The sequence below is a fragment of the Neobacillus sp. B4I6 genome (genome assembly GCF_050434045.1).
Lineage (GTDB): Bacteria > Bacillota > Bacilli > Bacillales > Cytobacillaceae > Neobacillus.
The window spans coordinates 5515630-5542101 of record NZ_JBNPWB010000002.1; the positions used below are offsets into that span (position 1 = coordinate 5515630).

Consider the following 26472-nt stretch of genomic DNA (forward strand, 5'->3'; position numbering starts at 1 on the left):
CTTTCGACAATATATTTCTTTAAAGATTTTGATTTTTAAATATAAATTAAAGAGTGATTTTAATACTATCATTACGTTAATTATATTTGAATTTACATCTAATGAAAAATTAATAAAACTTAACACATTGTTAGTAAAACTGATAAGTAGGATTTTTACTGCTCCCTTCACGGAGGAATTAAAATTAATTAGACAATGACCATTAAACCAGCATAGTGAACTGAACTTTTAATAAATTTGTTACTTCCTTTTCAATATAGGAAATCGACTTTTTTAGGTTGAAATTTGTATTTTTGACAAAATTTCCAAAATGTTGGTGAGTACTCCCTGAATAAAAAATCTTTCCTAACAAAAAATATGTATAGATCAGGAGGGAATCGCATGGTAAATATAATGGAAACAATCATGGATGCCATGAAATCACTGACAGTTCAAGACGAAGACCAACCTCTTCATGTCGGAGAAGTGATGGCATGCTGGATTTACTTATCTGGACTTGAATTAGCCAAAGTATCTGTTCAAGCAGGTATTAATACCACGACGGATGATGAACTAAAAGCAATACTTGAAGAAGATATGAAGCTAGGGGCCAGTCAAAGGGAACGGCTCCATGATTTCATGATTAAGGAAGGAATTACATTACCTCCTGCCCCTGAAGATATGCCAAAATCAGACCCTAACAGTATTCCACTTGGTGTTAAATTAACGGATGATGTGATTGCAAACGAATTATCTTTAAAAATCATTAGTTTAATTATGCGTGCTGCTGGTGCTGCTTCCGAATCAATTCGTACAGATGTCGGTTTATTGTTTATTCAGTTTCAAGCAGAAAAATTTGCTTTCGCAACTAGATTAAAACATTTAATGCGCAAACGCGGATGGATTAAGGTGCCACCGTTTTACGTTCCACAAGGTTCCCAAAAGCCATTAAGTTAGGGGTAGCGTAGAAAGTAACATGTGGCCAAGAACACACTAAGCTCTTCCAAGGCTAGAAGAACCTGAAAAATACTAATAAAAAATATTAAGTTTTTGCAAAAAAATTAATCTATTTGTTAAGGCTAACGGGGGCTTTAGTTTAAAAAAGAAAAAGCCTGTATCGATGATAACTTAGTTATCATCAATACAGGCTTTTAAATTTAATACTTTTTGATACTTATCTATAGATAACTTCCTAGATGGTCATTAAACGCGTTTTGTTCCAATATATCTTGGATGCCAATATGGGTTATTTGTGCTTGTAATCATGACTCCTTTTGAAGAAGAAGACATAATCATTTTACCATTCCCGATATACATGGCAACATGTGTCGGGCGACTTGCCTTGGTTGGAGCAAAGAACATTAAATCTCCTGGTTGTATATAATTATAGATACGATATCCGTTTCCATAGAACATTTGAGCCGCTGTACGGTTTAGCGTTCTTCCAGCTTTTGCATAGGAATATTTAACAAGTCCTGAACAATCAAAGCCATATTGTGACATTCCGCCCCAACGATAAGGTACTCCTAAATTAGACTTTGCAACCGAAACTGCTTTTGAATTATAATATGCTGCTTCCGCTTTATCACCCATGTTAGCGAACAAAGAGCCGCAAGAAACGATAATGACAAATGCTACGATGAATTTCTTTAGCATGATTGTTACCTCCTAGTGTGATTTGATAGTTTAAATATACTAGGAAGGTGTAACAGTGACATCTCAGCAGAATTACAATTTCATTACAAATTATATTGATATAATTTGTATGCTTGTCTCCTTTTGTTTAATAAGAAAATCTAACTAACGGTGCTCTAATGTCACAGATGTTTTAATTATTTATTCAGGTATAAATAATTTAATTTTTGGAATTTTTGTACTATAATGGTAGTATAAAAAAATTTAAGTGGGTGAATAGTGTGCCGTTGTATCAGATGAAGGAAGTTTGGACACCGTTGAAATTCATTAATATTAAATTCTTTAAAAGTGAAAACAGGCAAATTTTCGTGAAAATTTGGAAAAGTCGCAGAAAGAAAATTAGGTTTCTTTAAGACAGTTGGCATAGCTCCATCTGTTTTTTTATTAGAAGGGGACCGCAATATAACTAAAAGAAGCATTGCCGTATTTAATGGAATGGTTCCAAGATTTAAATCATGCATTCTACAGGCAATAGAAGAAAAGGATGAGGACTGGGTCCCGGTTAGTGGATCATGTCAAATAAATAAAGCTAATCCACTTAAACAATATTAGGGAGTAGCTTTCTTTCACTATATTTACTATATGATTCAACTCGATTGCGACCTTTTTGTTTTGCTTGATATAGTGCCCTATCTGCTTCACGGATTAAATCCTCTGGATTAGAATTAAAATCTGGAATTATTGTAGCAGCGCCAACACTGACTGTAAGGAATTTACTAACATTAGACCCTACATGAGGAATATGTAACTCTTCAACGGTAGAGCGTATTTTTTCTGCCACAATACAAGCATCATTTATAACTGTTTCCGGCAAAATGATTGCAAACTCTTCACCGCCATAGCGAGCAACTGAATCTGTTCGTCGCTTAACGGTCTCCTCTAAAATACTTGCTACTTGTTTTAAGCATTCGTCACCGCCCATATGACCATATGTATCGTTAAACTCCTTAAAAGAATCAATATCAAGCATAATTAGCGATAGTGGTTTACTGTAGCGTACAGCCTGTCTCCATTCTCGAATCAAATATTCATCAAAATAACGACGATTAGCAATGCCTGTTAATCCATCTCTATTCGAAAGATCTTCCATCTCTTGATAAGCTTCTATAAGGTGTTGTTCAGCTACCTTTCGTTCAGTAATATCAGTTACCATTCCGATGACATAGGATAATTCATCATTTTTTCCAGGAAATAGAGATGAAGTTACTTTACCCCAAACCAATTGTCCGTCCTTACGATAATAACGCTTTTCTAATTGATAATGGTCGATTTTTCCTTCCAATAATTCATTCAAGAGTCCCATAATTATAGTAGTATCATCGGGATGACTAATATCACCAAAAGTAATATTTTGTAATTCTTTCTCACTATACCCAAGCATATCTTGTAACTTTGGATTAGCCATAACAGGTCTGCTGTTTTTATCCATGAGAGTAATACCAATAGGCGATTTCTCATATATAACTTGAAACTGTTCATTAATTCTTTGTAATTCCTTACTTTGATTCCTATCTTTTTCCATAAATAATTTCACTTTGTCAAACTGTTTACCACACCACCAAGCGAGTGTTAGCATTATTGGCAAACCTATAAATTCAATAGTATCAACGTATCCATCTCTAGAAAAATAATAGGTTATATACAAACAATTAGTAATTAGAACAAGAATAAACGCAGTTATGCTTCCTTTATATTTCATTTTCATCACTTATCCTGTAATCAACTCTTTTATCTTTTACATTTTTTTATGGATAGGGCAAAAAACGACTTACATTTTAGTAACTTTCTGACGTTTTTCCATAGTATGATGGACTCCATTATTTATTAAGAAAATCTCTAATTTCATCAACGGATATTTCCAGCGCTAGAGCTTGCTTAATAAGCTCCACCCATTCATTATCTAGTTCTTTTTCACATGTTGGTACGATCATAATACAACCTCCTAAAATATGTACAATTTTAGGCAACCCAGCGATCATAGTTTAAAACCTTAGACCTGTAGCTTTGCGTCCCAGTCTTTCGAAAGGTTTGCTTTTAACTAATTAAAGAATTAAAATATTAAGGCTCATAGTACAATGGTACTATATGTTTTCTAATAAACAAATAAATATAATTCTAAAAAGTTCGACATTAATTGACAGAAACGTTGATTTAACAATAAAAAAAGCGATGCGCTACCTAAAGCATTGCTTTTATAAATGTCTTTATTGTTGCGGGTACTCCAAATGAGAACGGCTTAATATGAACTGTAGGTATTTTCTATTGAAAACCTACTTAAAAATCAACCCCAAACAACTTAAGTTCCTCCGAATCATGAGGGAGGGTAACCATCTCTTCAAACTTCATTCCGACCTTTTCAAGCAGTCTCGATGACCCATCATTGTCCTCAGAGGTAATCGCCACAATCCGCTTCAGACCCAGTTGTTCCCTTCCATAGACAAGCGTGGCTGAAGCTGCCTCAAAACCATAACCTTTAGTTTGAAACCTTGATAAAAAAGCAAAACCAAGATCGACATCGTCTAAAGAATCGCGTTTAATCAATCCGCAAATCCCAATCGGGGTCCTTCCTTCATCTTTTAGCTCCGTCATATAAAGACCAAAGCCCAGCCGGGAGTACATCTCCATCGGTCCCGTTACAATGTAGTTCCTAGCATCCTCTAACGTCCGCACCCCTCGATCACCGATGAACCGTATCCAAGAAGGACCATTCAAAAGCTCGAGAATAAACGCGGCATCATCTTGCGTTAACCAGCGAAGGACCAATCGTTCTGTTTCAATCACTTTCAACTAAAATACACCTCATTTGATTGTTATTTGTGAAAAATTCATAACTAAGTCAAACTATATCATGTATCCTGAAAAGGAAGATGGTAGAGCAATGGTTTTTTCACTAGATCAACTAAAATATCCTAGCACCATCTTAAAGGATGATTAATCATGGAGCAGATTAGAGAGGAGAGCACAATGACGACTAATTTTATAAAATTAACTGAACCTACCTCAAACATCGTTGAGGTGTTTAATCGTTGGGAAAACGACCCAGCATTAATTCCGTTGACTCGCCCGAACCAAAACCAATCGGAAATGGAACGTCGTGAAGAAATGTCCCTGGTGGACTTAACAAAACGCCTGGAAGACCATCACATCTATCTTATCTATCTGAATGACCAGTTAATCGGTGAAATGAACTATGTAGTCGATCCGAACTATCTTTACAAAAAAGAGCCTGGGACCGCCTGGATTGGGATCACTCTTGGTGAATCCGAAGGACGAGGCAAAGGGATTGGTTATGATGCGATTCAATATATGGAGGAACAGATTAAGAAGCAAGGGCTGAAGCGGATTGAATTAGGCGTGTTTGAATTTAACGAACAAGCACAGAAACTCTATCAGAAGCTGGGCTACAAAGAAATTGGCCGGATCGAAAAATTTACCTATTGGCAAGGTAAAATGTGGACGGATATTCGAATGGAGAAGTATCTATGATATTGAAGTAGATGTAGGTAGATTTCCAACAAATATATCTAAAATAGCATATAAATTTGCTTTTATATTTAACAATAAATAGCTGACTAAAAACACTTGGGATTTCCAAACGTTTTTGTCAGCTATTTATTCTTTGAAAATCCTATTATTTAGGGAATAAATCTAATGGTAAAAAAGCACTATAAAATTAGCCGCTAAAATTTACGTTTTAGGAAGCAGACGATCCTACTTACGTTACTTCAAATGGTGGCTTATTTGAAACATCAAGGAAAATCTACATATGATCACGGAGGAGGGAATACGATGACAAACCGTAATAACAATCGAAATCAGCCCCATACTGGCGGTAATAAAGCAGATACAGAATTTGGAGGCGAGCTGACACAAAGTAAAAAAGCTAGGAAACAAGCCGCAAGAGATAGTAAAAAATAGTTAAGTGTAATGGATAACCTTCGTCTAAGGAATGGTTATCCATTTTACTCTGTCTTGATGCTTTTACTTCCTGCGTTATCGACATCCCCCGGCTAATGGAGAATAGGCATGAACACCGATCCCGATCGAAGCCTCCGCGTGAATCATCGACAGAGAGTCCACATCGGTCAGGGCGTACAGGACGGCCAGTACGGACAGGGGGTTTTTTGAAAATGAACTCAATTTTCGCTCCTTATACCTCACGCACGGTTGCGACCAATCCTTGGCTTCGAGATGAATTCCAGACTCAGAAAACCTCGATACTGCAATTGAATTGTTCGCGTGTATCAATCCTGGATACTGCTAAGGAAATCTCACGATTTCCTCCAAAACAAAAACCGCCTTTCGTAAAAGGCGGTTAAAAAACAGGTCTTATATGTGTGGATGACAAAAATTATCAATTAGCTTAACACCCTTCGTCACCAGTTGCACCCGGTTGTCTTTGTAGGTTAGCTTGTGGAACAACTTGTGAATCAAGATTTTTCGGGGCGTGACAGGCACAACTTATTCTTTTTGTGCAATCTCTTTTCTATTTGGAGCAAGAGGCGGTTGTTCTAGCCATTTATTTTGGACCATAATATTAAACCATTTCTTCGTTACCATAAGATTTTTTAGAATTGTCGTCTCATATGCAGCGACAAGGTCTGTTCGCATGGCAGAGGCTAAACCTGTTCCGTGATAGTTTTGGGCTGCTTGAAACAAGAAACCGATATGATACAACATTAACTTATCGGAAAAAGGAGAATCGGTTGAAGCCGTTACTTCTGTTTCCCATGACTTCGGAGCAGGTAAATTATCCGTTTGCATAATTTTTGTAAGGGTTTTTATTTGTTGGTCCGAAACTTTTTCGGCCTCCTCTAGAAATTTCCTTACTTCTTTTGATTGTGCGACTTGACTGAATGCGATGGAAAGCGTTTTTGACATAATACTTTTTTTAAGATTGAAGGAAATACTGATGATTTCTGTCGCTGCTAACATTCGACCCTTTCCGAAAAATCCATCCAAGAAATCGTTGCTGGACACATATTCAGGGTTTTTAGCTGGATAAAATAAAGGGTCTCGCTGAAAACTGCCTTTCTCTAGCAATAACTCAATCGTTTGATGATACATTCTTTTCCCGTCATTATCACACGCGTCGTAAAAATACCGTAAATCCTTTCTTACAGAGACGCCTAATGAAGTGGAATGTCCGAGCAAACCATGTAATGTCATGATATGTAAATAATTGAGGCAAAATATATCTGTGAACAACCGCTGTTTCCCTTTATAGAGATCAGATTCAGTAAATCCAATCGGAACGGGAAATCCCTCGTTTTCTAAAAAGGTAACCATTTGATTTTTTTGCTTTGCGTAAGTCTCGATCGCATCCTCAAAAATGGCCTTGATTGCAGCGTCCTCAATAATAGTCACCATATATCTATTGATCGTATCAACGGCTGTTCCATTGACATACTCTCCCCATAAAGTCCCTATTTCGGAAGATGTGAGTTTTAATTTTTCTTTTTCCATGCTGTCACCTCTTGGATATTATTTACCAATTCGGCAAAAGTATGAAATATTATTGGATTTTTACTTATCCTTTTTGAAACTTAGGGCCTTCTTTATTTTATATTTTACGGCATAAATTTCATGCCTCCAAAACAAAAACCGCCCTTCATAAAAAGGCGGTTGAAAAATCTAGAACGTGGCTTTAGGGTTTGGCCCATATTGGTTATCATCAGCTTGGCTATCCGAACAGGTAAAGATAAGTAGGACAATCGCACCAACCAAAGGAACCAAGCTAATTAAAATCCATGCGCCGCTTTTGCCGGCATCGTGCAGTCTGCGAATCGTAACAGCAAGAGATGGTAACAGGACGGCCAATGAATAGAGTCCATATAATAATGGGTAGATACCTAAGACGTTATCTATAACGGCTAGGATAATCATGGCAATCATATTGAAGAGAACAAACATCCAATATTCCTTCCGTCTTGCTCTGCCTGAAAAGCCTACATAATTCTTTAAAACTTTTAAATACCATTCCATTAAACGTGTGCCCCCCTAAAAAATAATGATAAAAACTAGAATAATTGACTATCGCTTAATTATTATGCAATTATCATAAAAACATTCCAATAATCATTCATACTAGGTTTTACTACTATTTTTTTAGTAGAAACGCTTAAAACTCGCAAAGTGTGCCTGGTAATACGGGCTTTGCAAATTGGAAATCATCACACCTGAATCAGTGGCATGGATGAATTGGTTGTTGCCGATGTAAATTCCCAGATGGGAAATCCCTTTTTTATATGTATTTTCAAAAAAGACAATGTCACCCGCTTTTGGCGTATCGACATAATAAGTGCGGTCATAGAAGCCTGAAGCAGAATAACGGCCCATTTCCATCCCTGCTTGCTTGGCAGCATAATAAACAAACCCGCTGCAGTCAAAGCCAGCCGGAGTACTGCCGCCCCAGACATATGGAACACCAATTAGTTTCTTGGCACTTGCGATCATCTTTGGCGCGAAATCAGAGTCAACCGTTGGTTCAGTCTTCGGCCCGGTCACAGTCGCAGTCGCAGGAACCTTCAGCTTTTGGCCGACATAAAGTCGATCTGAGCTTAGTTTGTTGAGCGCCTTTAATTCCTTGACGGTAAGCTGATAGTCCCCAGCGATTCCCCCTAGCGTATCCCCGCTTTTCACGATATAATCCGTCACTGCCGTCTGTACAACAGGTGGTTGTGTAGCCGGTGTTTTCGGCGGTGTGGTTGTCACTGGCGGCTTCGGTGTTGCAGGTTTTACAGGTGTCACAGGTGTCACAGGTTTCACAGGAGCTACTGGAGCCTTCTGCGCTGGAACCTTCAGCTTTTGGCCGACATAAATCATGTCGGATTTTAGTTTGTTAAGTGACTTCAAATTACTCACCGTTGTTTTATGGTTCCCAGCAATCTTGCCAAGATAGTCGCCGCTTTTTACCGTATAGACACTGGTATCTGCTGTAGATGTCTGCGGTTTGGTTGCAACTGTTGGCTTTGCTACTGTCGTCGTCGGCTTCGTAGCTGGCTTTGCTGTGGTCGCTGTCTGTTTAGGAGCTACCACCGTGAGCCTTTGCCCAACATAAATAATTGTGGTATCAAGTTTGTTCCACAGCTTTAATTCACCAACAGTCACATGAAAACGGTTGGCAATCTTAATTAAGGCATCACCATTTACAACGGTGTAAGTGGCTGGATGTGAACCTTGAGTCGTTTTGCTAGCGACCGTAATCTTGAGCATTTGATTGACGGAGATAAAATCCGACTTCAATCCGTTTGCTGATTTTATATCTTTGACACTGGTATGGTATTTTTGAGCGATTTTCGATAAGCTATCGCCTTTTTGGACCTTGTATGTATCGGCCAGGGCAGTTCCTGCAAAAACGGTCGAAAGCAGGGCAGCTGTCGATAAGGCGCGAACAATGGTTTTCTTCATCTAGCAAATCACCTCTTTTTCTGCATATTTCTATTAATTTTACCATAGTTTGCTAGTATTTCGGTTAAAAAATTGTAAATCTTTCCTGATTTGATAGCGAAAATGGGAATATTGACGGAATTATCAGTTGATTTAGCGAGTTTAATCGAGAATCACCGCGATAATAGAGCCAGAATGGAAGAAACCTCCCAGTAATATACTCCTAACCTAAACCCCCTTTTTCAGCTGACATCATTCCAACGACCTAACAACAATCTTTTACAAATTTCACTTAATTTCAACATAATCCTACTAAAAGGACATATACATCTTGCAATGATTCTAGTAAAATAAGGGATTATAATAAACATAAGGAGGACGAGAGGTGGAGTTGAAGAAGGAGACTAATAGAGCCAATGTTGATAATTTCTCAGAGATCGTGAGAAGGGCATACGAAACGGGCAAAAACGAGAATGGCATCACCCTAGAAAAACTAATCGCAGACTTAAAAGCGGACTTGAAAAACTTGATGGTCGGCTAATCATATATATATAAATAATGGGCTGTCGAAACAAAATTCGATAGTCTTTTTTAATGGGTGGAAAGGATAAAAATCCTAGTTTCTTCTATTATAATAGTGTTTTTAATATGAGTATCGTTTTCAATTAATAAACTAAATTTCACTTTTATTGGGCTTGCTTGTTATTAATTAAATTGGACCTTGCGGTCACCTGAATTAAAAAAAAGCGAATCATTATTGGGATTCGCTCTTTCTGTTCGTTAAAAATTCCAGTATGTACTCACTCCACACTTGGTAACCTTTTTCACCTGGGGCACTCATATCTGGTTGAAGATAGTCTTTCATCGCGCTAGTATTTGGATCAGGCCATGCTGTCCAGTGGTTGAGATAGGTAAGATGCTTTTCCTGTGCATACTTTTTTAGCTCAGCTACCTGACGTGGGTAGATTTCTGCTTGATAAAGCGGGAAGGATGGCTGCAGGATAAAGGCTGTTTCAGGTTTGTCTGCTTGAATGTCATCAATAATCTCAGATGTATTTTGTAAGGTATCTTTAATTAGTACTTCCCCATTATTCTTTTGAATAAACGGCTCAAATATAATTAAATCTGCATTCACTTCTGCAATTTCCGCTTGTTTCCTTTGATAAAGCAATTGAGTGGAAGTTAAGTTAAAGGTTTTGAGCTCTACATTGATATGCCGCTCGCCAAATGCTTTTACTAACTTCTCTTTAATTAACGGAAAAGAACCATCCGTCTCAGAGCCAATCGCTGGAGAACCAGCAAAAAGAATCGTAAATGGCTTGTCCTTTTTTAAGGATTGCTTAAATTGATCAACAGCACTGGCAGGCCAATTACTTGTGAGCTTAAGTAATTCTTGTTCTTCAGTGTTTTGATCATCTATGTTGGATGTGGATGATTGATGAACTGGTTTACTTTTTGCGGATGCTTGCCGTTCTTGGTTCCAATGCGATTGACCTAAATAGAGCGTAATAAGGAATCCGACGGCTAATAATGCCGTTAAAAATTTCAGCATAACGATATATACCCCCAAAAATAGATTGCATAATAATTATAGCAGACGAGGATCGAAAATTTGCTCAATTTCGATTTATATCTACAAATATTTACAAAGGACATTTAATTGATTATAGTTGGTTATCATATGTGTAATAAATTCCAAATGACAACTTCCTCTTCAAATTTCTGTAAAAAGGGTGTTTAATAGATAGAGTAATATTTATTTAGACAAAAAACAAAAAACATGTCAATATATGCTATAATATACAATGTTTTGTATCGAAATTATTAGGAGGCCGAAATGGAAGAGACAATTAGTTTAAAAGAACTGCTCGAGACATTAAAAAAACGATTGCTATTAATCGTGTCGATAACCTTAGTTGCTGCGATCATCAGTGGAGTGGTTAGTTACTTTTTCTTAACCCCGATTTACCAAGCTTCTACACAGATTCTCGTTAACCAGAAGAAAAGTGATCAATCTTTGTATAGCGCGAATGAAGTACAAACAAACCTTCAGTTAATTAACACCTATAATGTAATTATTACAAGTCCGGCGATACTAGATAAAGTTTCGGAAGAGCTTGATTTAAACATGACAGCTGCACAATTAAAAGAAAAGATTACAGTGGGCAGCGAAAAGGATTCCCAAGTTGTCAACTTGTCGGTTCAGGACCCTAATGCAGAGGTTGCTGCACAAATCGCAAACAAAACAGCGGAAGTGTTTAAAAAAGAGATTGCAAATATCATGAATGTAGATAATGTCAGCATTTTGGCAAAAGCAGATGTGACAGAAAATCCTGCACCAATTAAACCAAGACCATTATTAAATGTCGCAATTGCAATCGTTGTTGGTTTAATGGCAGGTGTTGGACTTTCATTCTTATTGGAGTACTTTAATAACACGATTAAAAACGAACAAGATGTTGAAAAAATCTTGGGTCTTCCAATCCTGGGTGTTATTGCAACGATTGATGACCAAAAGATGGAAGAATCGGCAGCGCGACGTGCGGATAGAAAATCAACGGTTAGAGGTGAGACACTTGGCTCTTAAAAAGAAGAAATTGAACAGTAAAGATGCAAGACGTAAGCTTGTCACTGCGATCGATCCAAAGTCACCGATTTCGGAGCAATACCGGACGATTCGCACAAATATCCAATATTCCTCGATTGATCAAGAAATAAGAGCCATTATGGTTACCTCATCAGGACCTGGGGAAGGGAAGTCAACAACAGCTGCTAATCTTGCGGTTACATTTGCACAGTTGGGTAAAAAAGTATTACTAGTCGATGCGGACCTTCGTAAACCAACGGTTCACCATACATTTGGGATGAATAACTTATTTGGCTTTTCGACTGTATTAACAAAGCAAAGGACACTTGAAAAGACCGTTCTTGAAACAGGGGAGCAGGATTTGTATATCCTGACGAGTGGACCGATTCCACCCAATCCTGCTGAGTTGTTAAGTTCGAAATCAATGGAACAATTTATTGAAGACGCAAAGGCTGAATTCGAATATATAATTTTTGATACCCCGCCATTATTAGCGGTTGCTGATCCGCAAATTCTAGCGAATCAGTGTGACGGTTCGATTCTAGTTGTGTATAGTGAGAAAACAGAAATCGATCAAGCAAAAAAGGGAAAAGAATTGCTTGAAAATGCCCAAAGCAAGCTGCTTGGCGTGGTTTTAAATCATAAAGAAGTTCAAAATAGTGATTATTATTATTATTATGGGTCAAAGTGACAAGTTTCGACAAATTCCTCCCTTTATTAGTGCTACTATGTAAAAAGTTGCTGGAAAATAACAATTTATTGGAAAGTGTGTGTGAACAATGATTGATTTACATTGTCATATATTACCCGGTGTTGATGACGGGGCAAGGGATTTGTCGGAAAGTATTGAAATGGCCAAGAAGGCTGTCGAACAGGGAATTCATACGATTATTGCTACACCTCATCATTTGAACAACCGTTACGAAAATCCTAAACAAACAATTATTGATAGAGTCAGAGAATTAAACAAGATATTACTAGATGAAAAGATAGATTTAAACGTTCTTCCTGGACAGGAAACACGGATATACGGCGAAATGGTTGAAGGCTATGAAACTGGTGAAATTCTTCCAATCGATAATACACAATATGTATTGGTAGAGTTTTCGTCTAGCCATGTTCCGAGATACACGGAGAAGTTGTTTTATGATCTGCAGATGAAGGGACTTATTCCGGTGATTGTTCATCCGGAACGAAATCAGGAAATCATCGAACGACCAGAACTTCTTTATAAACTTGTGAAAAAGGGAGCATTAACGCAGGTTACAGCAGCTAGTGTTTGTGGAGATTTCGGGAAAAAGATTAAGACATTTTCTCTGCAATTAATCGAAGCAAATCTCATCCACTTTATTGCGTCGGATGCTCATAATACTAGCAATCGTACGTTTAAGATGAGAGAAGCGTTCAGTATTATTCAAGCAAAGTATGGAAATGACATGGTTTATTTGCTTGAAGAAAATGGTGAACTTATGATTGAAGGTAGTCATGTCTATAAAGAAGTACCAGAGCGCATAAAAAAGAAGAAATTCTTTAAAATATTTTAACAAAATATTAGCCGAAGAGAGTTAACAGATTATCATTTTACATCTTTATCAGGTTTAAATGCCTGATCGGCGAGGCTCCCTGCCCGTTATCGATGGGGGCACTCGATTGTGCTGTGGGTCCATCAGAGGACCTTAGACGCATGTCGTCAAAAGCATGATGTGAGGCCGGGTTAGATGCCCGATTTTAAATAAAACAATAGATATCTAATGAAAGTTTAAGTGTGAAAGCACTTGCAATTCCATTAGGTATTTATTTTTTGCCCATAGCGCTTTAGTTAGTGAAAGTGTTTATTAGATAAGCGAAATATTATTTGGGGGTATAAAAGATGAAAAGAGTAAGAAAAGCAATCATTCCAGCTGCAGGGCTGGGGACAAGATTTTTACCAGCAACAAAAGCAATGCCTAAAGAAATGCTTCCAATTGTTGATAAGCCTACTATTCAATACATAGTGGAAGAGGCGGTGGCAGCTGGTATTGAGGATATTATCATTGTAACTGGTAAAGGGAAGCGTGCAATTGAAGACCATTTTGATAATGCAATCGAGCTTGAACAGAATTTAATAGAAAAGGAAAAATATGATCTATTAGAGAGAGTTCAGTATGCTACGAATCTAGCAGATATTCATTACATCCGCCAAAAAGAACCGAAGGGACTTGGACATGCGGTTTGGTCTGCACGAAACTTTATTGGTAATGAACCATTCGCTGTCCTTCTAGGAGATGACATTGTACAGAGTGAAACACCTTGTTTGAAACAGCTAATTAATCAATATGAGGATACTTTTTCTTCGGTCATCGGCGTGCAGCAAGTAGCTGAAAATGAAACACATCGTTATGGGATTATCGACCCTTCATCCCAAGAAGGACGTCGTTACCAAGTGAGTAATTTCGTTGAGAAACCAAAACCAGGAACAGCTCCTTCAAATTTAGCGATAATGGGTCGTTATATCTTAACACCAGAAATCTTCATGTTCCTTGACCGTCAGGAAAAGGGTGCAGGTGGAGAGATTCAATTGACGGATGCTATTCAACGCTTAAATGAAATCCAAAGAGTATTTGCTTATGACTTTGAAGGGAAACGGTATGACGTAGGAGAAAAGTTTGGATTTGTCAAGACTACGATTGAATTTGCCTTGCAACATGAAGACCTCCATGATGACATGCTAGATTATTTGAAAAGTCTAGTTTCTTCATTAGATAAAGAAAAAGCAACGTTATAGAGAGAAGGTAGGGGTCAAGGGTGTCAAATCTCGCAAATCAAGAAGTATCTTATTTAGAAAACCAGAAATTAATTGTTAATGATGGAAAAACATATTTATTAACCAAAAGATTAATTGATATTATCGGTGCCTCATTCGGAATTATTCTTTTAGGTTTTCTTTTTATTATTATTGCCATTTTAATCAAATTTGAAGATCCAAAGGGAACCATTCTGTTTTCACAAAAAAGAGTGGGGGTAAATGGTAAAGAATTTAAAATGTATAAATTCCGTTCAATGATATCCAATGCGGAGGAAAAGTTACAAGAACTGTTAAAGCATAATGAAGTATCTGGTGCGATGTTTAAAATGAAGGATGACCCAAGGATCACAAAAATTGGGAAGTTTATCAGGAAAACGAGTATTGATGAATTGCCCCAGCTATTTAATGTTTTAAAAGGGGATATGAGTTTGGTTGGTCCCCGTCCACCGCTTCCTAGAGAAGTTGCTGTTTACTCTAAGTTTGACATGCAACGTTTATTGGTCACACCAGGTTGTACAGGATTGTGGCAGGTTAGTGGGCGAAATAGTCTTGGGTTTGAAGAAATGGTGGAATTGGATCTTCAATATATTCAAAAGCGATCCTTTCTATTTGATATAAGGATAATTCTTAAAACGGTCTTAGTATTATTCGGATCGAAAGATGCATTTTAAGATGTTAAAACAACCTAATATTTAAATAATCTATTTAATTTATAATATCGAATATAAAATATATTGATTTTTTCTGGAGTAAATGTTTTTTAGATATTACGAATAAAGCTATTAGAAATGGTTTCATATGTCTAGTATTAATAGTTTATGTAAAGAATATCAATCATAAATAAGTTGAATACATTATAAATTAATTAGAGTTTTTTATTAATTATTATAGAGTAGGTAATAATAAGAATTAGAACCCCACCAATTAGAAGAATATATGAAACTTAAAGTTGAAATTATTATTGGAAATCTATTGAATTCAGACCATTATATTGAATATTCTTCAATGGGGTACATTCCAACTATATATAATTGCAGAAAATACAAGTAGTATTAAAATGTTAATATTTTAAATAAAGATTGAATATCACATCTTATTGAGAGGATCTGTTTCTAAAATATATGAAAATAACAAATTGGTATATAAAAAGCAGCGTTATTTTCGGTTGTTTACTAGCAGGCTGTGCGATAGGAATACTATCAACAATTATCGGGAGTAATTCTGTTAATATTATTCCACTATCTTTTACTTTATCAATATTTCCCCCTTTGGCACTTATTATCTTTTCATTTTTAAAAAATAAGGGTATTATCGATCTTTCCAACCCCCTTTTCTTGTACAGTTTGTTTTATTGTATATTTTTTGGATTTGGAGGAATTATCTATAAAGGGGATTATCAAGATAATGTTGAAATTGGTGGTATAGCCACAATAATAGGGATTATTGGATATATGGTAGGTTACTTTTTCTCAAGTATTTTTCAAGAAAAGGTATCATATGATGAGAATATTGCAAAAAGAACAACAATGCTTTTTAGATCAGTGCAGTTTGAGAAAATTCTTTTTTTTGTTGGTATGGTAGGTTACATTTTTTATATTTTAAGAATAGGGAATATTCCTGTTTTTATGAATGATTTGGAGCAAGCAAGGGTAGATGCTTCTGTAAAGGGTGGTGCAAATTTAAGAATACTTGCTAGCTTTTTGATACTTTCAGCTACTATTGGTTTCTTGAATATTAGCTTATATAAAGTCCATAATAATAAAGCATTAAATTCTAGTAGGTTAAGGTATATACTATCTATCATTTTCTTATTGTTATTAGGTAATCGGTCTCCAGTATATAATATTCTATTCACATCCTTCTTGATTTTTATTATGTGTAAATACCAGGGTAAATTTAAACTTTCTAAATTGATACCAGTTTCAGTAATTGGAATATTAGCTGTTATTTCATTTGTTGGGGGAATAGGTGCTTACCGAGTTGTAAATACTGAGTCCTTTAGTTCCTATCCTGAATTCAAGATATTTTTAAGCAACGGGGATTATATTGGGCTTTCGTTATATGTGTTTACACATTACCTTAGCATTGGATTTGAGAATTTTATGAGAGTATTAGAAGTAGTTCCAAACATCCTTGATTATAAGCTTGGGAAATCCTATATTGAACCATTACTAACAGTGCTTCCAGGAACTCAATATACTCTAGATATGCAGATAAAGATGTCATTAAATCAGGGCTATTTCGGAGGCGGTACTGTACCTTCCGTAATGGGCGAAGCATTTGCAAATTTTGGTTATTTTGGGTGGTTTTTTATTCCATTTTTTAGTATGTTGCTTTTAAGAATTGTTTATTTTAAATTTACTAATAATCATAAAAATATGTTTTTAATTTTAATATACGCATTTTTGTTAAATCATTTTAGTAATAGTTTACTATCTGGATTAGCCTCTTCAAGCATTATGCCTTTTATAACACTAATAGTCTATATATGTTACGGAAAGTATATTGGCATAAATAAACATAGTAGGAAGGTATTTACACATGAATCATAAATCTCTAATAATAGTCTCGCCTCATAATTGGTATGACCATGTAAAAACAAATAAGATAAATAGACCATTAAAAATCGTAGAGCAATATTATAATAAAAAGTTGTTTAAGAATGTAATTATTGTTAATAGAATACATCCTAATAGAATAATCAATATAAAGGAAAATGAAAGACAATTAATAAAACGAGGATTATTATTTAATTTGTTTTTTGATAATAAGGGAGAAGTATATTACCTTGAGCATTGTTTGCCATTTGGAAAACTTGAAAGTTGGGCATTACCTCCTATATTTAAACAAATAATTGAAAAATTAAATCTAAATAACATTGTCCTTTGGGTATTCGATCCTAAGTCTGTATATTTATTTAATAAAATACATGCCACTAAAATTTTCGATGCATATGATGATTGGAGTCTATCACCACTATTTCAAAGTAAAAAAAGGCATATAAAATATATAAATAAAGGTTATGATTTGGCTAAGGATATTGCAGATATTATTACTACTAATACAGACTATATGAAAGAAAAATTTGACAGAACTAACGGTGCTGTGTTCGTAATAAACAACACATCTTCACTAGAATGCCAGGATATTGAAATACCCCAAAAGGTAATTCAAAAAAACAATGGAACACAAACAGTAGGTTATATTGGGAATATTCATGAAAGAATAGATTTAAACATTTTAGAAAACCTTTTAACTTCTTTCCCAAAAACTAACTTTGAGTTTATTGGTAAGAATGATTACAGTTCAGATGAAATTAATATTTTAATTAGTAAATACAAAAACATTAAGCTTTCTGGACCAGTTCCTTATTCAATGCTGCCGAAATATATAGTTAATTTTGATGCATGTATAGTTCCACATATTGTTAGTAAGTATACTTTGTCTCAGGATTCAATGAAAATTTATGACTTTCTTACTTTCGGAAAACCAATTGTATCAACAAGTATACCACCTACAGATAAATTATCGGATCTTATATATATTGCAAATAGTCCAGAGGAGTTTATCAGTCAATTAAAACTTGCTCTTAATGAGAAGGACACTAGATTAGTTAAGAATAGAATAAACTATATGAAACAAAATAATTGGGAAAGTAAAGCGAAATATATATTTTCCTTACTTCAAGAGGTGTAATAATGTCAAAAGTTACAGTATGTATTGTTACATGGAATAGCGCTAAGTATTTAAGGAACTGCCTTAATAGTATCACTAAACAAAGTTATAAAGATTTTGAGCTGTTAATTATTGATAATAACTCAGAAGATACTACTCTAGAAATTATAAAAGAACTAACTCCTTTTGCACGGATAGTAAAAAATAAAAAAAACTTAGGATTTTGCGGTGGACATAATCTAGGAATCTCCTTATCAAAAGGAGATTATTATATGCCCTTTAATCCAGATATTGTAGCAGAACCCGATTTTTTAAAGAATATGGTGATAGCAATAGAATTAGCAGATAGAAAATGTGGGTCAGTATCTGGAAAATTACTTAGATATGATCCATTAAAAAACAAAAAAACTAATATAATTGATTCAACTGGAGTTTACTTTAAAAAAAATAGAAGAAGTTTAGACAGAGGATCAGAAGAAATAGACAACGGCCAATTTAACAATCCAGAATATGTTTTTGGAGCGTCTGGAGCAGCGCCTTTGTATAATAAAGAAATGTTAGAAGATATTAAGATTGACAATCAATATTTTATGGAATATTTCTTTGCTTATAGAGAAGATGTTGATTTAGCATGGAGGGCACAACATAGGGGCTGGAATTGTATCTATTACCCTAATGCTATTGCTTACCATGTGAGGAATAATACACCTCTTAAGAGGGAGCAAATGTCTAATTTGGTTAATATGCACTCTGTGAAAAATAGGATTTTATTACTATTACAAAATGAAACAAAATATGGTTTTTTAATAGATGGTTGGTATTTCTTGATATATGATTTATTAATATTTTTATATACCTTATTTAAAGAGAGAACTTCTGTCAAGGGTTTTATATATGTCTTAAAAAACCTAAAATCAATCTTAAGAATAAGAAAGCATATAATTCAATCTAGTGTTATTGACGGTAAAGATATTATTAAATGGTTTGGCAGAATTGAATCCGTTAATCTTAAGTAAGGTCTGAGGTGTATTTTATGAATAATGGAAAGGTTTGTATTGTTACAGTAACATATGGCAACAGGATACATCTATTAAAGGAAGTTTTGGCTTCTATTAATAAGGAGATGTCAGTACACAAAATTATTATTGTTAATAATGGTTCAAAAATAGATGAAATTAATAAGATGAATATCCGACCTGAGATTCAGATAATTGATTTAAAAGAGAATACAGGTTCTGCTAATGCGTTTAATTTAGGGTTAAAAGAAGCAATTATTTCCGAATGTGATTATATTATGACAATTGATGACGATAACTTACCAGAAAAAGGTTGTATTAAAAATTTATTGAATTATTACATGGAAATTAGTAAAGTGACTGGTAATAAAATTGCCCTTCTTGCATACAGAGAAGATAGGTTAGACTTCAAAAAAATGGCAGAAGGAAGTGAAATTAATAATGCTTTTTCTTTAAATGATAGTTTTTTAGGATGGGATCTGGGTAAAATTCCATTTAAGATATATAATAAATTATTTGCTAGAAATAATGATAACCAGCTTAAAGAAAACAATTTTGTTGATTATACAAAGGTTCCAATTGCACCTTATGGTGGTCTTTTTTTTCATAAAAGTTTATTAAAAATAATTGGATTTCCAAATGAACATTATTTCCTCTACTGTGATGATTATGATTTTACTTTCAGAATTAATAAATTTGCAAATGGTATCTATTTAATACCTTCAAGTAAAATAATTGATATTGATAAAACTTGGTTTGTTAAAGAAAAACACGGATTCATTATGTCTTTTATGACAAGTAACTCCAGTTTTAGGATATTTTATGGTATTAGAAATAGGGTTTATTTTGAAACGAGAAATTTAGTAAATAATAGATTTAAATATTATCTAAATAAGATATCTTTCATAATGATAATATTTTTATTATCAGTTTTGATGAATAAGAATGATAGATTTATGATGATAATGAAAGCAATAAAGAATGGAAATAAAGGAATATTAGGAAAAGAACCAAATATAGGTTAGGAGCAGTGAAATGGAACAGGGAATTAAAAAGGATAAGGTAGAGGGTAATAAACTTAATCTAATGTATAAACTGAAAAAAGATACCCTACAATATGCTCCTGCTATAATAATACCTGCTTTACTGAATGTTGTTGCAGTTATGCTGTTTACCAGAATTTTTAATCCAAAGGATTACGGTGTATATACATTAGTAATAACAACATCTTTGGTAATTTCCTCCATTTTTTCGCAATGGATCATGCAGTCTATTCAACGATTTAGGCCAGCATATTTAAGTGAAAATAGATTAGATGAGTTTAATAATAATTTAAGAATCTTAATTTTATTTATTTCAGTTCTATTATACGGGTTATCGACATTAATATATGTATTCTTTTCTAATATTTTAGACATTGACAGAACTATTTATTGGTCCTCGGTCTTATTAGTATTTTCACAGGTTTTATTTAATATTGGTTTAGTCATTTATCAATCAGATATGAAAGCAAGAAATTATAGGATTTATCAACTAATTAACGGTGTGTCTAAGTTTTTGCTAAGTATCCTTATAATATTTCTTTTAAATAAAAATGTAATTTCTATTGTATGGGCTACAGCTTTTTCAATGTTAGTTTTAATTATTCCTATTTATAAGGATATTGGATTAATAAAAATAAAATATATTAAATTCCAAAGAAATAATTTCCTTACTTTTTTTAACAAAATGTTTTCATACGGATTTCCCATGATAGGTTGGTTCTTAGGGAACTCTTTATTAGGTTTATCTGATAGATATATTATTAAATTTTTTAGAGGAGCACAAGAAGTTGGTATATATTCTGCAAATTATTCTCTTGTTACTATGGGATTAGGGTTGATTTGTGGGCCACTTTTAACTGCAGCTCACCCGGTGATAATGAATTATACCAATAACAGTAATAAACAGGATGTTCAGAAAACAATTACGAATTTTTCAAAACTTTTTTTAGTAATAACGATTCCTTTATCTTTTTATATTTCATTAAATAGTTCATCTATAGTTGAAATCCTTCTGGGAAGTAAGTTTAGAGAAGGTTCTGTAATTGTTCCTATTACTATAATTGGTATAATACTATGGAATTTTGCTATGTATGGACACAAGGGCCATGAGATTACGGGTAAAACTAAAATGATGATGTTTTTTGTTTTTTTATCAGTATTTATCAATATTATATTAAACTTTTTACTAGTACCTAAGTTTGGATATGTTGGGGCTGCAATAGCAACGTTACTTGCAAATGCAAGTTATCCAATATTAATATACTATTCCTCATCCCGGACTATTAAGTGGATCATCCCTTGGGACAATTTGTTTAAGATAACATTTTCCTCTGTATTAGCATCATTTCTTACTGGAATATTAATTTATATTTTTAATTTTATAATATTAATTCCTATAATCATAAAATTAATAATTTCTGCATTATTGGGTGGCTTTATATATTATAAATGTATCAACTTTTTTAAAAGAAAAGATAAATGTTAAATTTTTAAATTTCAAGGATAATATAAAGGGAAGTGTCATTATTGTTAAATGTATTTCTAATAGGTTCTAAAGGTATTCCAGCTAATTATGGTGGTTTTGAAACATTTGTAGAACAACTAACCGCAAAGAAAAAGAACAATAATATTAAGTACCATGTTTCCTGTTTAGGAGATAATGATAAAGAATTTGAACACAATGGGGCTAGATGCTTCAATATTAATGTTCCTAATATAGGCAGTGCCAAAGCAGTTCTTTATGATTTATTAAGTTTGAGAGAGAGTATTAAATATATAAAGAAACATAAATTAACAGATGCTATAATTTATATTTTAGCATGCCGAATTGGACCATTTATGTCTTATTATAAAAAAGAATTAATAAAATTAGGTGTTACAGTACTTGTTAATCCAGATGGTCATGAGTGGAAAAGAAGCAAATGGAGTCCAATGATTAGACGGTATTGGAAATTATCTGAGAGTCTTATGGTTAAACATTCAGATATTCTAGTATGTGATTCTAAGGGCATTGAATCCTATATCCAAACAGACTATAATAAGTTTTCCCCGAAAACAACATTCATAGCGTATGGTGCGGATGTAACACCATCAATCATTTCTAATGATGAAAATCTATTAACGGAGTGGTATACAAAAAATAATGTATTATCAAATGAATACTACCTAATAGTAGGGCGTTTTGTATCAGAAAATAACTATGAATTAATGATTCGAGAGTTTATGAAAACTAAAACTAAAAAAGATTTAGTTATTATTTCAAATGTTGAACAGAACCAGTTCTATCAAGATTTATTAACAAGGACTAATTTTAATATCGACCCTCGTATTAAGTTTGTCGGTACAGTTTATAATCAAGAGCTATTAAAAAAAATAAGAGAGAATGCATTTGCTTATTTCCATGGTCATGAAGTAGGTGGGACAAATCCATCGTTACTAGAAGCTCTAGCATCAACAAAACTTAACTTATTGTTAGATGTGGTTTTTAATAATGAGGTAGGAGAAGATGCAGCTGTCTATTTTTCTAAAAAAGAAGGATCGTTATCTCATTTAGTAAATGAAGTTGAGCTTTTTTCTAATAATTATATAGACCAATTGGGAGAAAAAGCAAAAGAGCGAATAAACAATGAATATTCGTGGGAAAAAATAGTACAATCCTATGAAAGTTTATTTATAAGTGTATAAAATTAATTAATTCAGACTCTTATTTCTCCTTAATATTAAATTGTTGTTTATGTAGCAAGAATTTGATTAGAATAAAAGTTTGGTTTAAATTGCTTTTGAGAATGTAAATAATAAATTATTTACTAATAATGTTACTTTAATTTACTACAAGTATATATAGGAGGAATAATTTGATGAAAGGTATAATTTTAGCAGGGGGAAGTGGGACACGATTATACCCACTAACCATGGTTACAAGCAAACAGTTATTACCAATATTTGATAAACCCATGATTTACTATCCACTTTCAACATTAATGCTTGCGGGAATTCGCGATATTTTAATCATTTCAACTCCTGAAGATACCCCTCGTTTTGAAGAATTATTAGGAAACGGTTCTCAGTTTGGAATAAATCTTGAATACAAAATCCAAGCTAGCCCGGATGGATTAGCCCAGGCTTTTTTAATTGGTGAAAAGTTTATTGGTGAAGATTCTGTTGCCATGATTTTAGGAGATAATATTTATTATGGAAGTGGTATGCGAAAGATTCTCCAAAGGGCCGCCCAAAAAGAAAGTGGAGCTACAGTATTTGGATACCATGTTCAAGATCCAGAACGATTTGGTGTTGTTGAATTTGATGAAAATGGTAAAGTATTAAGCGTAGAAGAGAAACCAGAAATACCAAAATCTAATTATGCTATTACTGGGCTATACTTTTATGATAATCGTATTGTTGAAATTGCCAAAGGTGTTAAACCATCTGTACGTGGCGAACTGGAGATTACCTCGGTTAATGAAGCTTATTTACGTATGGGACAGCTCGATGTAGAATTACTTGGACGTGGTTTTACATGGTTGGATACAGGAACACACCAAACCTTAGTAGAGGCTACTAATTTTGTTAAGACTGTTGAGGAGCATCAAGGTATTAAAATTGCTGCACCTGAGGAAATTGCATACATTAATGGGTGGATTGGTAAAGAGGAATTATATGAATCAGGAGAAAAATTTTCTAAAACTGGTTATGGTCAATATCTATTAAAAGTTGCAAACGGCAGCATAAAGTACTAACAAAGGGGTGTGCATAAAATGAAAGTGATTGAAACTTCATTGCCTGGAGTAAAGATTATTGAGCCCAAAGTATTCGGGGATCATCGTGGGTGGTTTATGGAAACATATAGTGATGCAATGTTTGAAAAAGAAGGAATTGCAATTAAATTTGTTCAAGATAATCAATCATTTTCTGCAACAAAGGGAACCTTAAGAGGATTGCATTATCAATTAAATCCAAAAGCTCAAACGAAGCTTGTTCGTTGTACAAAGGGGGCCATTTATGACGTTGCAGTGGATATTAGAAAAGAAAGCCCAACCTTCGGGAAGTGGTTCGGGATTGAGTTAAGTGCTGAAAATAAAAAACAACTATTAATACCAAAAGGATTTGCTCATGGCTTTATGACATTGACAGATGACGTAGAAGTTCAATATAAAGTGGACGAGTTGTATGCACCAGAATGTGACCGTGGAATCATCTGGAATGACCCGTCAATTAGTATTGAATGGCCTATGGATATTACCCCTGTTTTATCAGCCAAAGATGAAAGAGCTCCAGTACTAAAAGAGTCTGAAAATAACTTTAATTTTGGAGAGTAAATGATGAAAATTCTTGTGACGGGTTTTACTGGGCAACTAGGGTTTGATGTTGTTCAGGAAGGGGTGGAACGCGGCTTTGAAATGGTTGGTGTTGGATCTAAAGATTTAGACATAACCAATGAGCAAATCGTTAACCAATATGTAAAAGAATTCAATCCTGATGCGATTATCCATTGTGCTGCTTACACTGCAGTTGATAAGGCAGAAGATGATCAGGAAAACTGTTGGAATGTTAATGTAAATGGGACAAAGTACTTGGCTAGTGCGGCAAAGGAAGTAAATGCTAAATTTATGTATATTAGTACAGATTATGTTTTTGATGGGACTGGAGAAATTCCTTTTGTTGAAACGGATGAACCCAATCCTGTGGGATATTACGGGAGGACCAAATTTGAAGCAGAGAAATTAGTGGAATCCCATATATCACAGTCGTTTATAGTACGTATATCTTGGGTTTTTGGGCTAAATGGAAACAATTTTGTTAAAACGATGCTGCGCTTAGCTGAATCTCGTGATGTATTAAGTGTAGTAGGTGATCAAGTTGGTTCTCCAACGAATACACTTGATTTATCTAGTTTATTACTTGATATGATTCAAACGGATAACTATGGAATCTATCATGCGACAAACGAAGGGTTTTGCAGCTGGGCAGAATTTGCTCAGGAAATCTTTCGACTATCAGGGAAACCAGTAAAAGTAAATTTTATTTCAACAGAAGAATACCCTACAAGGGCAGTTCGTCCGGAAAATTCACGATTATCTAAACAGAAATTAGTCGATAACGGTTTTAAACCATTGCCTTACTGGAAGGAATCTCTAGCACAATACTTAAATGCACTAAAACATGAGGTGAAATAATGGATAAGAAAAAGATACTTGTAACCGGCGGTGCCGGTTTCATTGGTGGGAACTTTGTACAATATATGGTCAACAAATACCCCTATTATGATATTTACAATTTAGATTTGCTAACATATGCTGGTGATTTAGCTAAACACCGAGATATTGAAGAGAAAGATAATTATCATTTTGTTAAAGCTGATATTGCTGACCGTGATACAATTATGCCACTTTTTGTTAAAGAGAAATTTGATTATGTTGCTCACTTTGCCGCAGAAAGCCATGTGGATCGTTCCATTACAGAACCAGAAATATTTGTTCATACGAATGTATTAGGAACACAAGTATTACTCGATGCAGCTAAACAAATCGGGGTGACAAAATTTGTTCATGTATCTACTGACGAAGTATATGGTGAATTAGATTTTGATCCAAATACATTTTTTACAGAAGAAACTCCATTGCAACCAAATAGTCCATATAGTGCAAGTAAGGCATCATCTGATTTCTTGGTACGTGCTTATCATGAAACATTTGGATTACCTGTTAATATCACTCGTTGTTCAAATAACTATGGACCGTTTCATTTTCCAGAGAAACTGATTCCATTAACCATTTCTCGTGTTTTAAATGATGAAAAAGTACCTGTTTATGGAGATGGTAAAAACATTCGTGACTGGTTGCATGTTTTAGATCACTGTGCAGCTATTGACCTTGTTTTACATGAAGGTATAACAGGTGAAGTCTATAATGTTGGTGGACATAATGAACGGACAAATTTAGAAGTTGTTAAAACTATCATTAATACATTAGGAAAATCAGAAGAGTTAATTGAGTTTGTTACCGATCGTCTAGGACATGATAAGCGATATGCCATTGATCCATCTAAATTAGAGAAGTTAGGATGGAAACCAACTTACACATTTGAGACAGGAATTGCTCAAACCATTGAATGGTATCTGGATAACAAATGGTGGTGGGAGCAAATCCTTAGTGGAGAATATCAAAATTATTTTAAGAAGCAGTATACATTAGGTAATTGATTCTCTTTAAATTTAGGAACCCGTATTCACAGTGTGGATACGGGTTCCTTATATGTTTTTTGTTAAAATGAGAAAAAGATTTAAAGAGTGGAAAGGACTTATTT

27 protein-coding genes and 1 riboswitch are annotated in these 26472 nt (G+C 34.3%); of the genes, 19 read left to right on the forward strand and 8 right to left on the reverse strand.

The features are described from left to right. Positions 1-381: 381 nt before the first annotated feature. Positions 382-936 carry a DUF3231 family protein gene (locus tag QF028_RS29535; protein ID WP_429471062.1) on the forward strand — a complete coding sequence of 185 codons (555 nt, stop codon included), beginning with the start codon at positions 382-384 and terminating at the stop codon, positions 934-936. Positions 937-1182: 246 nt separating this feature from the next. On the opposite strand, the gene QF028_RS29540 is transcribed toward QF028_RS29535, so the two are convergent. From QF028_RS29540 to QF028_RS29555, 4 genes are all read right to left on the reverse strand, one after another. After that, positions 1183-1635 (reverse strand): C40 family peptidase, encoded by a 453-nt coding sequence (locus QF028_RS29540; protein WP_429471064.1) that lies wholly within the window; start codon positions 1633-1635, stop codon positions 1183-1185. 577 nt (positions 1636-2212) lie between these two features. Continuing rightward, a complete protein-coding gene (locus QF028_RS29545) occupies positions 2213-3373 on the reverse strand; it encodes a GGDEF domain-containing protein (protein ID WP_429471066.1) in 1161 nt (386 codons plus the stop codon). 118 nt (positions 3374-3491) lie between these two features. Further along, a complete protein-coding gene (locus QF028_RS29550; protein WP_429471068.1) occupies positions 3492-3605 on the reverse strand; it encodes an anti-repressor SinI family protein in 114 nt (37 codons plus the stop codon). 28 nt (positions 3606-3633) lie between these two features. Continuing rightward, a riboswitch (cyclic di-GMP riboswitch) is annotated at positions 3634-3717 on the reverse strand. Positions 3718-3948: 231 nt separating this feature from the next. Further along, positions 3949-4461, reverse strand: a complete 513-nt coding sequence (locus QF028_RS29555) for a GNAT family N-acetyltransferase (protein WP_429471069.1) — start codon at positions 4459-4461, stop codon at positions 3949-3951. Positions 4462-4638: 177 nt separating this feature from the next. On the opposite strand from QF028_RS29555, the gene QF028_RS29560 reads away from it, so the two are divergent. Both QF028_RS29560 and QF028_RS29565 read left to right on the forward strand, forming a co-directional pair. Next, entirely contained in the window at positions 4639-5160 is a 522-nt protein-coding gene (locus QF028_RS29560; protein WP_429472600.1) for a GNAT family N-acetyltransferase, read from the forward strand. A gap of 303 nt (positions 5161-5463) precedes the next feature. Then, positions 5464-5592 (forward strand): hypothetical protein, encoded by a 129-nt coding sequence (locus QF028_RS29565; RefSeq protein WP_256942508.1) that lies wholly within the window; start codon positions 5464-5466, stop codon positions 5590-5592. Positions 5593-6135: 543 nt separating this feature from the next. Here QF028_RS29565 and QF028_RS29570 read toward each other — a convergent pair. The 3 genes from QF028_RS29570 to QF028_RS29580 all read right to left on the reverse strand — a co-directional run bounded on the left by QF028_RS29570 (position 6136) and on the right by QF028_RS29580 (position 9084). Continuing rightward, positions 6136-7140, reverse strand: coding sequence for a DUF3231 family protein (locus QF028_RS29570; RefSeq protein ID WP_429471071.1), 1005 nt, complete (start codon positions 7138-7140; stop codon positions 6136-6138). Positions 7141-7308: 168 nt separating this feature from the next. Continuing rightward, positions 7309-7659: a DUF805 domain-containing protein gene (locus QF028_RS29575; RefSeq protein ID WP_088090077.1), complete on the reverse strand. Its 351-nt coding sequence runs from the start codon at positions 7657-7659 to the stop codon at positions 7309-7311. A 123-nt stretch (positions 7660-7782) separates the two neighbouring features. Continuing rightward, positions 7783-9084, reverse strand: coding sequence for a LysM peptidoglycan-binding domain-containing protein (locus QF028_RS29580; protein WP_429471074.1), 1302 nt, complete (start codon positions 9082-9084; stop codon positions 7783-7785). A 364-nt stretch (positions 9085-9448) separates the two neighbouring features. Here QF028_RS29580 and QF028_RS29585 point away from each other — a divergent pair, with 364 nt between their 5' ends. Next, positions 9449-9604, forward strand: coding sequence for a hypothetical protein (locus QF028_RS29585; RefSeq protein ID WP_429471076.1), 156 nt, complete (start codon positions 9449-9451; stop codon positions 9602-9604). A gap of 213 nt (positions 9605-9817) precedes the next feature. On the opposite strand, the gene QF028_RS29590 is transcribed toward QF028_RS29585, so the two are convergent. Beyond that, positions 9818-10615, reverse strand: a complete 798-nt coding sequence (locus tag QF028_RS29590) for an SGNH/GDSL hydrolase family protein (RefSeq protein WP_429471078.1) — start codon at positions 10613-10615, stop codon at positions 9818-9820. Between the two features lie 285 nt (positions 10616-10900). Between QF028_RS29590 and QF028_RS29595 the strand changes: the two genes are divergently transcribed. The 15 genes from QF028_RS29595 (at position 10901) to rfbB (ending at position 26368) form a co-directional block, all read left to right on the forward strand. After that, positions 10901-11650, forward strand: a complete 750-nt coding sequence (locus QF028_RS29595) for a YveK family protein (RefSeq protein WP_429471080.1) — start codon at positions 10901-10903, stop codon at positions 11648-11650. Next, positions 11640-12341 carry a CpsD/CapB family tyrosine-protein kinase gene (locus tag QF028_RS29600; RefSeq protein WP_429471082.1) on the forward strand — a complete coding sequence of 234 codons (702 nt, stop codon included), beginning with the start codon at positions 11640-11642 and terminating at the stop codon, positions 12339-12341. The genes QF028_RS29595 and QF028_RS29600 overlap by 11 nt, the downstream gene beginning before the upstream one ends. Before the next feature lie 88 nt (positions 12342-12429). Further along, positions 12430-13194, forward strand: coding sequence for a tyrosine-protein phosphatase (locus QF028_RS29605; protein ID WP_429471084.1), 765 nt, complete (start codon positions 12430-12432; stop codon positions 13192-13194). Between the two features lie 326 nt (positions 13195-13520). Continuing rightward, complete coding sequence (gene galU, locus QF028_RS29610; RefSeq protein WP_429471086.1) at positions 13521-14414, forward strand: UTP--glucose-1-phosphate uridylyltransferase GalU; 894 nt, start codon at positions 13521-13523, stop codon at positions 14412-14414. 20 nt (positions 14415-14434) lie between these two features. After that, positions 14435-15106: a sugar transferase gene (locus tag QF028_RS29615; RefSeq protein ID WP_429471088.1), complete on the forward strand. Its 672-nt coding sequence runs from the start codon at positions 14435-14437 to the stop codon at positions 15104-15106. Positions 15107-15556: 450 nt separating this feature from the next. Then, the gene (locus QF028_RS29620) at positions 15557-16987 is read left to right on the forward strand and encodes an O-antigen polymerase (protein WP_429471090.1); all 1431 of its coding nucleotides are present in this window, start codon (positions 15557-15559) and stop codon (positions 16985-16987) included. After that, on the forward strand, positions 16977-18131 hold the full coding sequence (locus QF028_RS29625) for a hypothetical protein (RefSeq protein ID WP_429471092.1): 1155 nt from the start codon (positions 16977-16979) through the stop codon (positions 18129-18131). The genes QF028_RS29620 and QF028_RS29625 overlap by 11 nt, the downstream gene beginning before the upstream one ends. Positions 18132-18133: 2 nt before the next feature. Next, a complete protein-coding gene (locus QF028_RS29630; RefSeq protein WP_429471094.1) occupies positions 18134-19126 on the forward strand; it encodes a glycosyltransferase family 2 protein in 993 nt (330 codons plus the stop codon). Between the two features lie 17 nt (positions 19127-19143). After that, positions 19144-20151, forward strand: a complete 1008-nt coding sequence (locus QF028_RS29635) for a glycosyltransferase (protein WP_429471096.1) — start codon at positions 19144-19146, stop codon at positions 20149-20151. Positions 20152-20161: 10 nt separating this feature from the next. Then, positions 20162-21655: an oligosaccharide flippase family protein gene (locus QF028_RS29640; RefSeq protein ID WP_429471098.1), complete on the forward strand. Its 1494-nt coding sequence runs from the start codon at positions 20162-20164 to the stop codon at positions 21653-21655. 41 nt (positions 21656-21696) lie between these two features. After that, positions 21697-22854, forward strand: a complete 1158-nt coding sequence (gene cps2T, locus QF028_RS29645; RefSeq protein WP_429471100.1) for a beta 1-4 rhamnosyltransferase Cps2T — start codon at positions 21697-21699, stop codon at positions 22852-22854. Positions 22855-23027: 173 nt separating this feature from the next. Further along, positions 23028-23906, forward strand: a complete 879-nt coding sequence (gene rfbA / locus QF028_RS29650) for a glucose-1-phosphate thymidylyltransferase RfbA (RefSeq protein ID WP_429471102.1) — start codon at positions 23028-23030, stop codon at positions 23904-23906. 18 nt (positions 23907-23924) lie between these two features. Further along, positions 23925-24485, forward strand: a complete 561-nt coding sequence (gene rfbC / locus QF028_RS29655; protein ID WP_429471104.1) for a dTDP-4-dehydrorhamnose 3,5-epimerase — start codon at positions 23925-23927, stop codon at positions 24483-24485. A gap of 3 nt (positions 24486-24488) precedes the next feature. Continuing rightward, positions 24489-25343, forward strand: a complete 855-nt coding sequence (gene rfbD / locus QF028_RS29660; RefSeq protein ID WP_429472602.1) for a dTDP-4-dehydrorhamnose reductase — start codon at positions 24489-24491, stop codon at positions 25341-25343. Next, entirely contained in the window at positions 25343-26368 is a 1026-nt protein-coding gene (gene rfbB / locus QF028_RS29665) for a dTDP-glucose 4,6-dehydratase (RefSeq protein ID WP_429471106.1), read from the forward strand. The genes rfbD and rfbB overlap by 1 nt, the downstream gene beginning before the upstream one ends. Positions 26369-26472 lie beyond the last annotated feature (104 nt).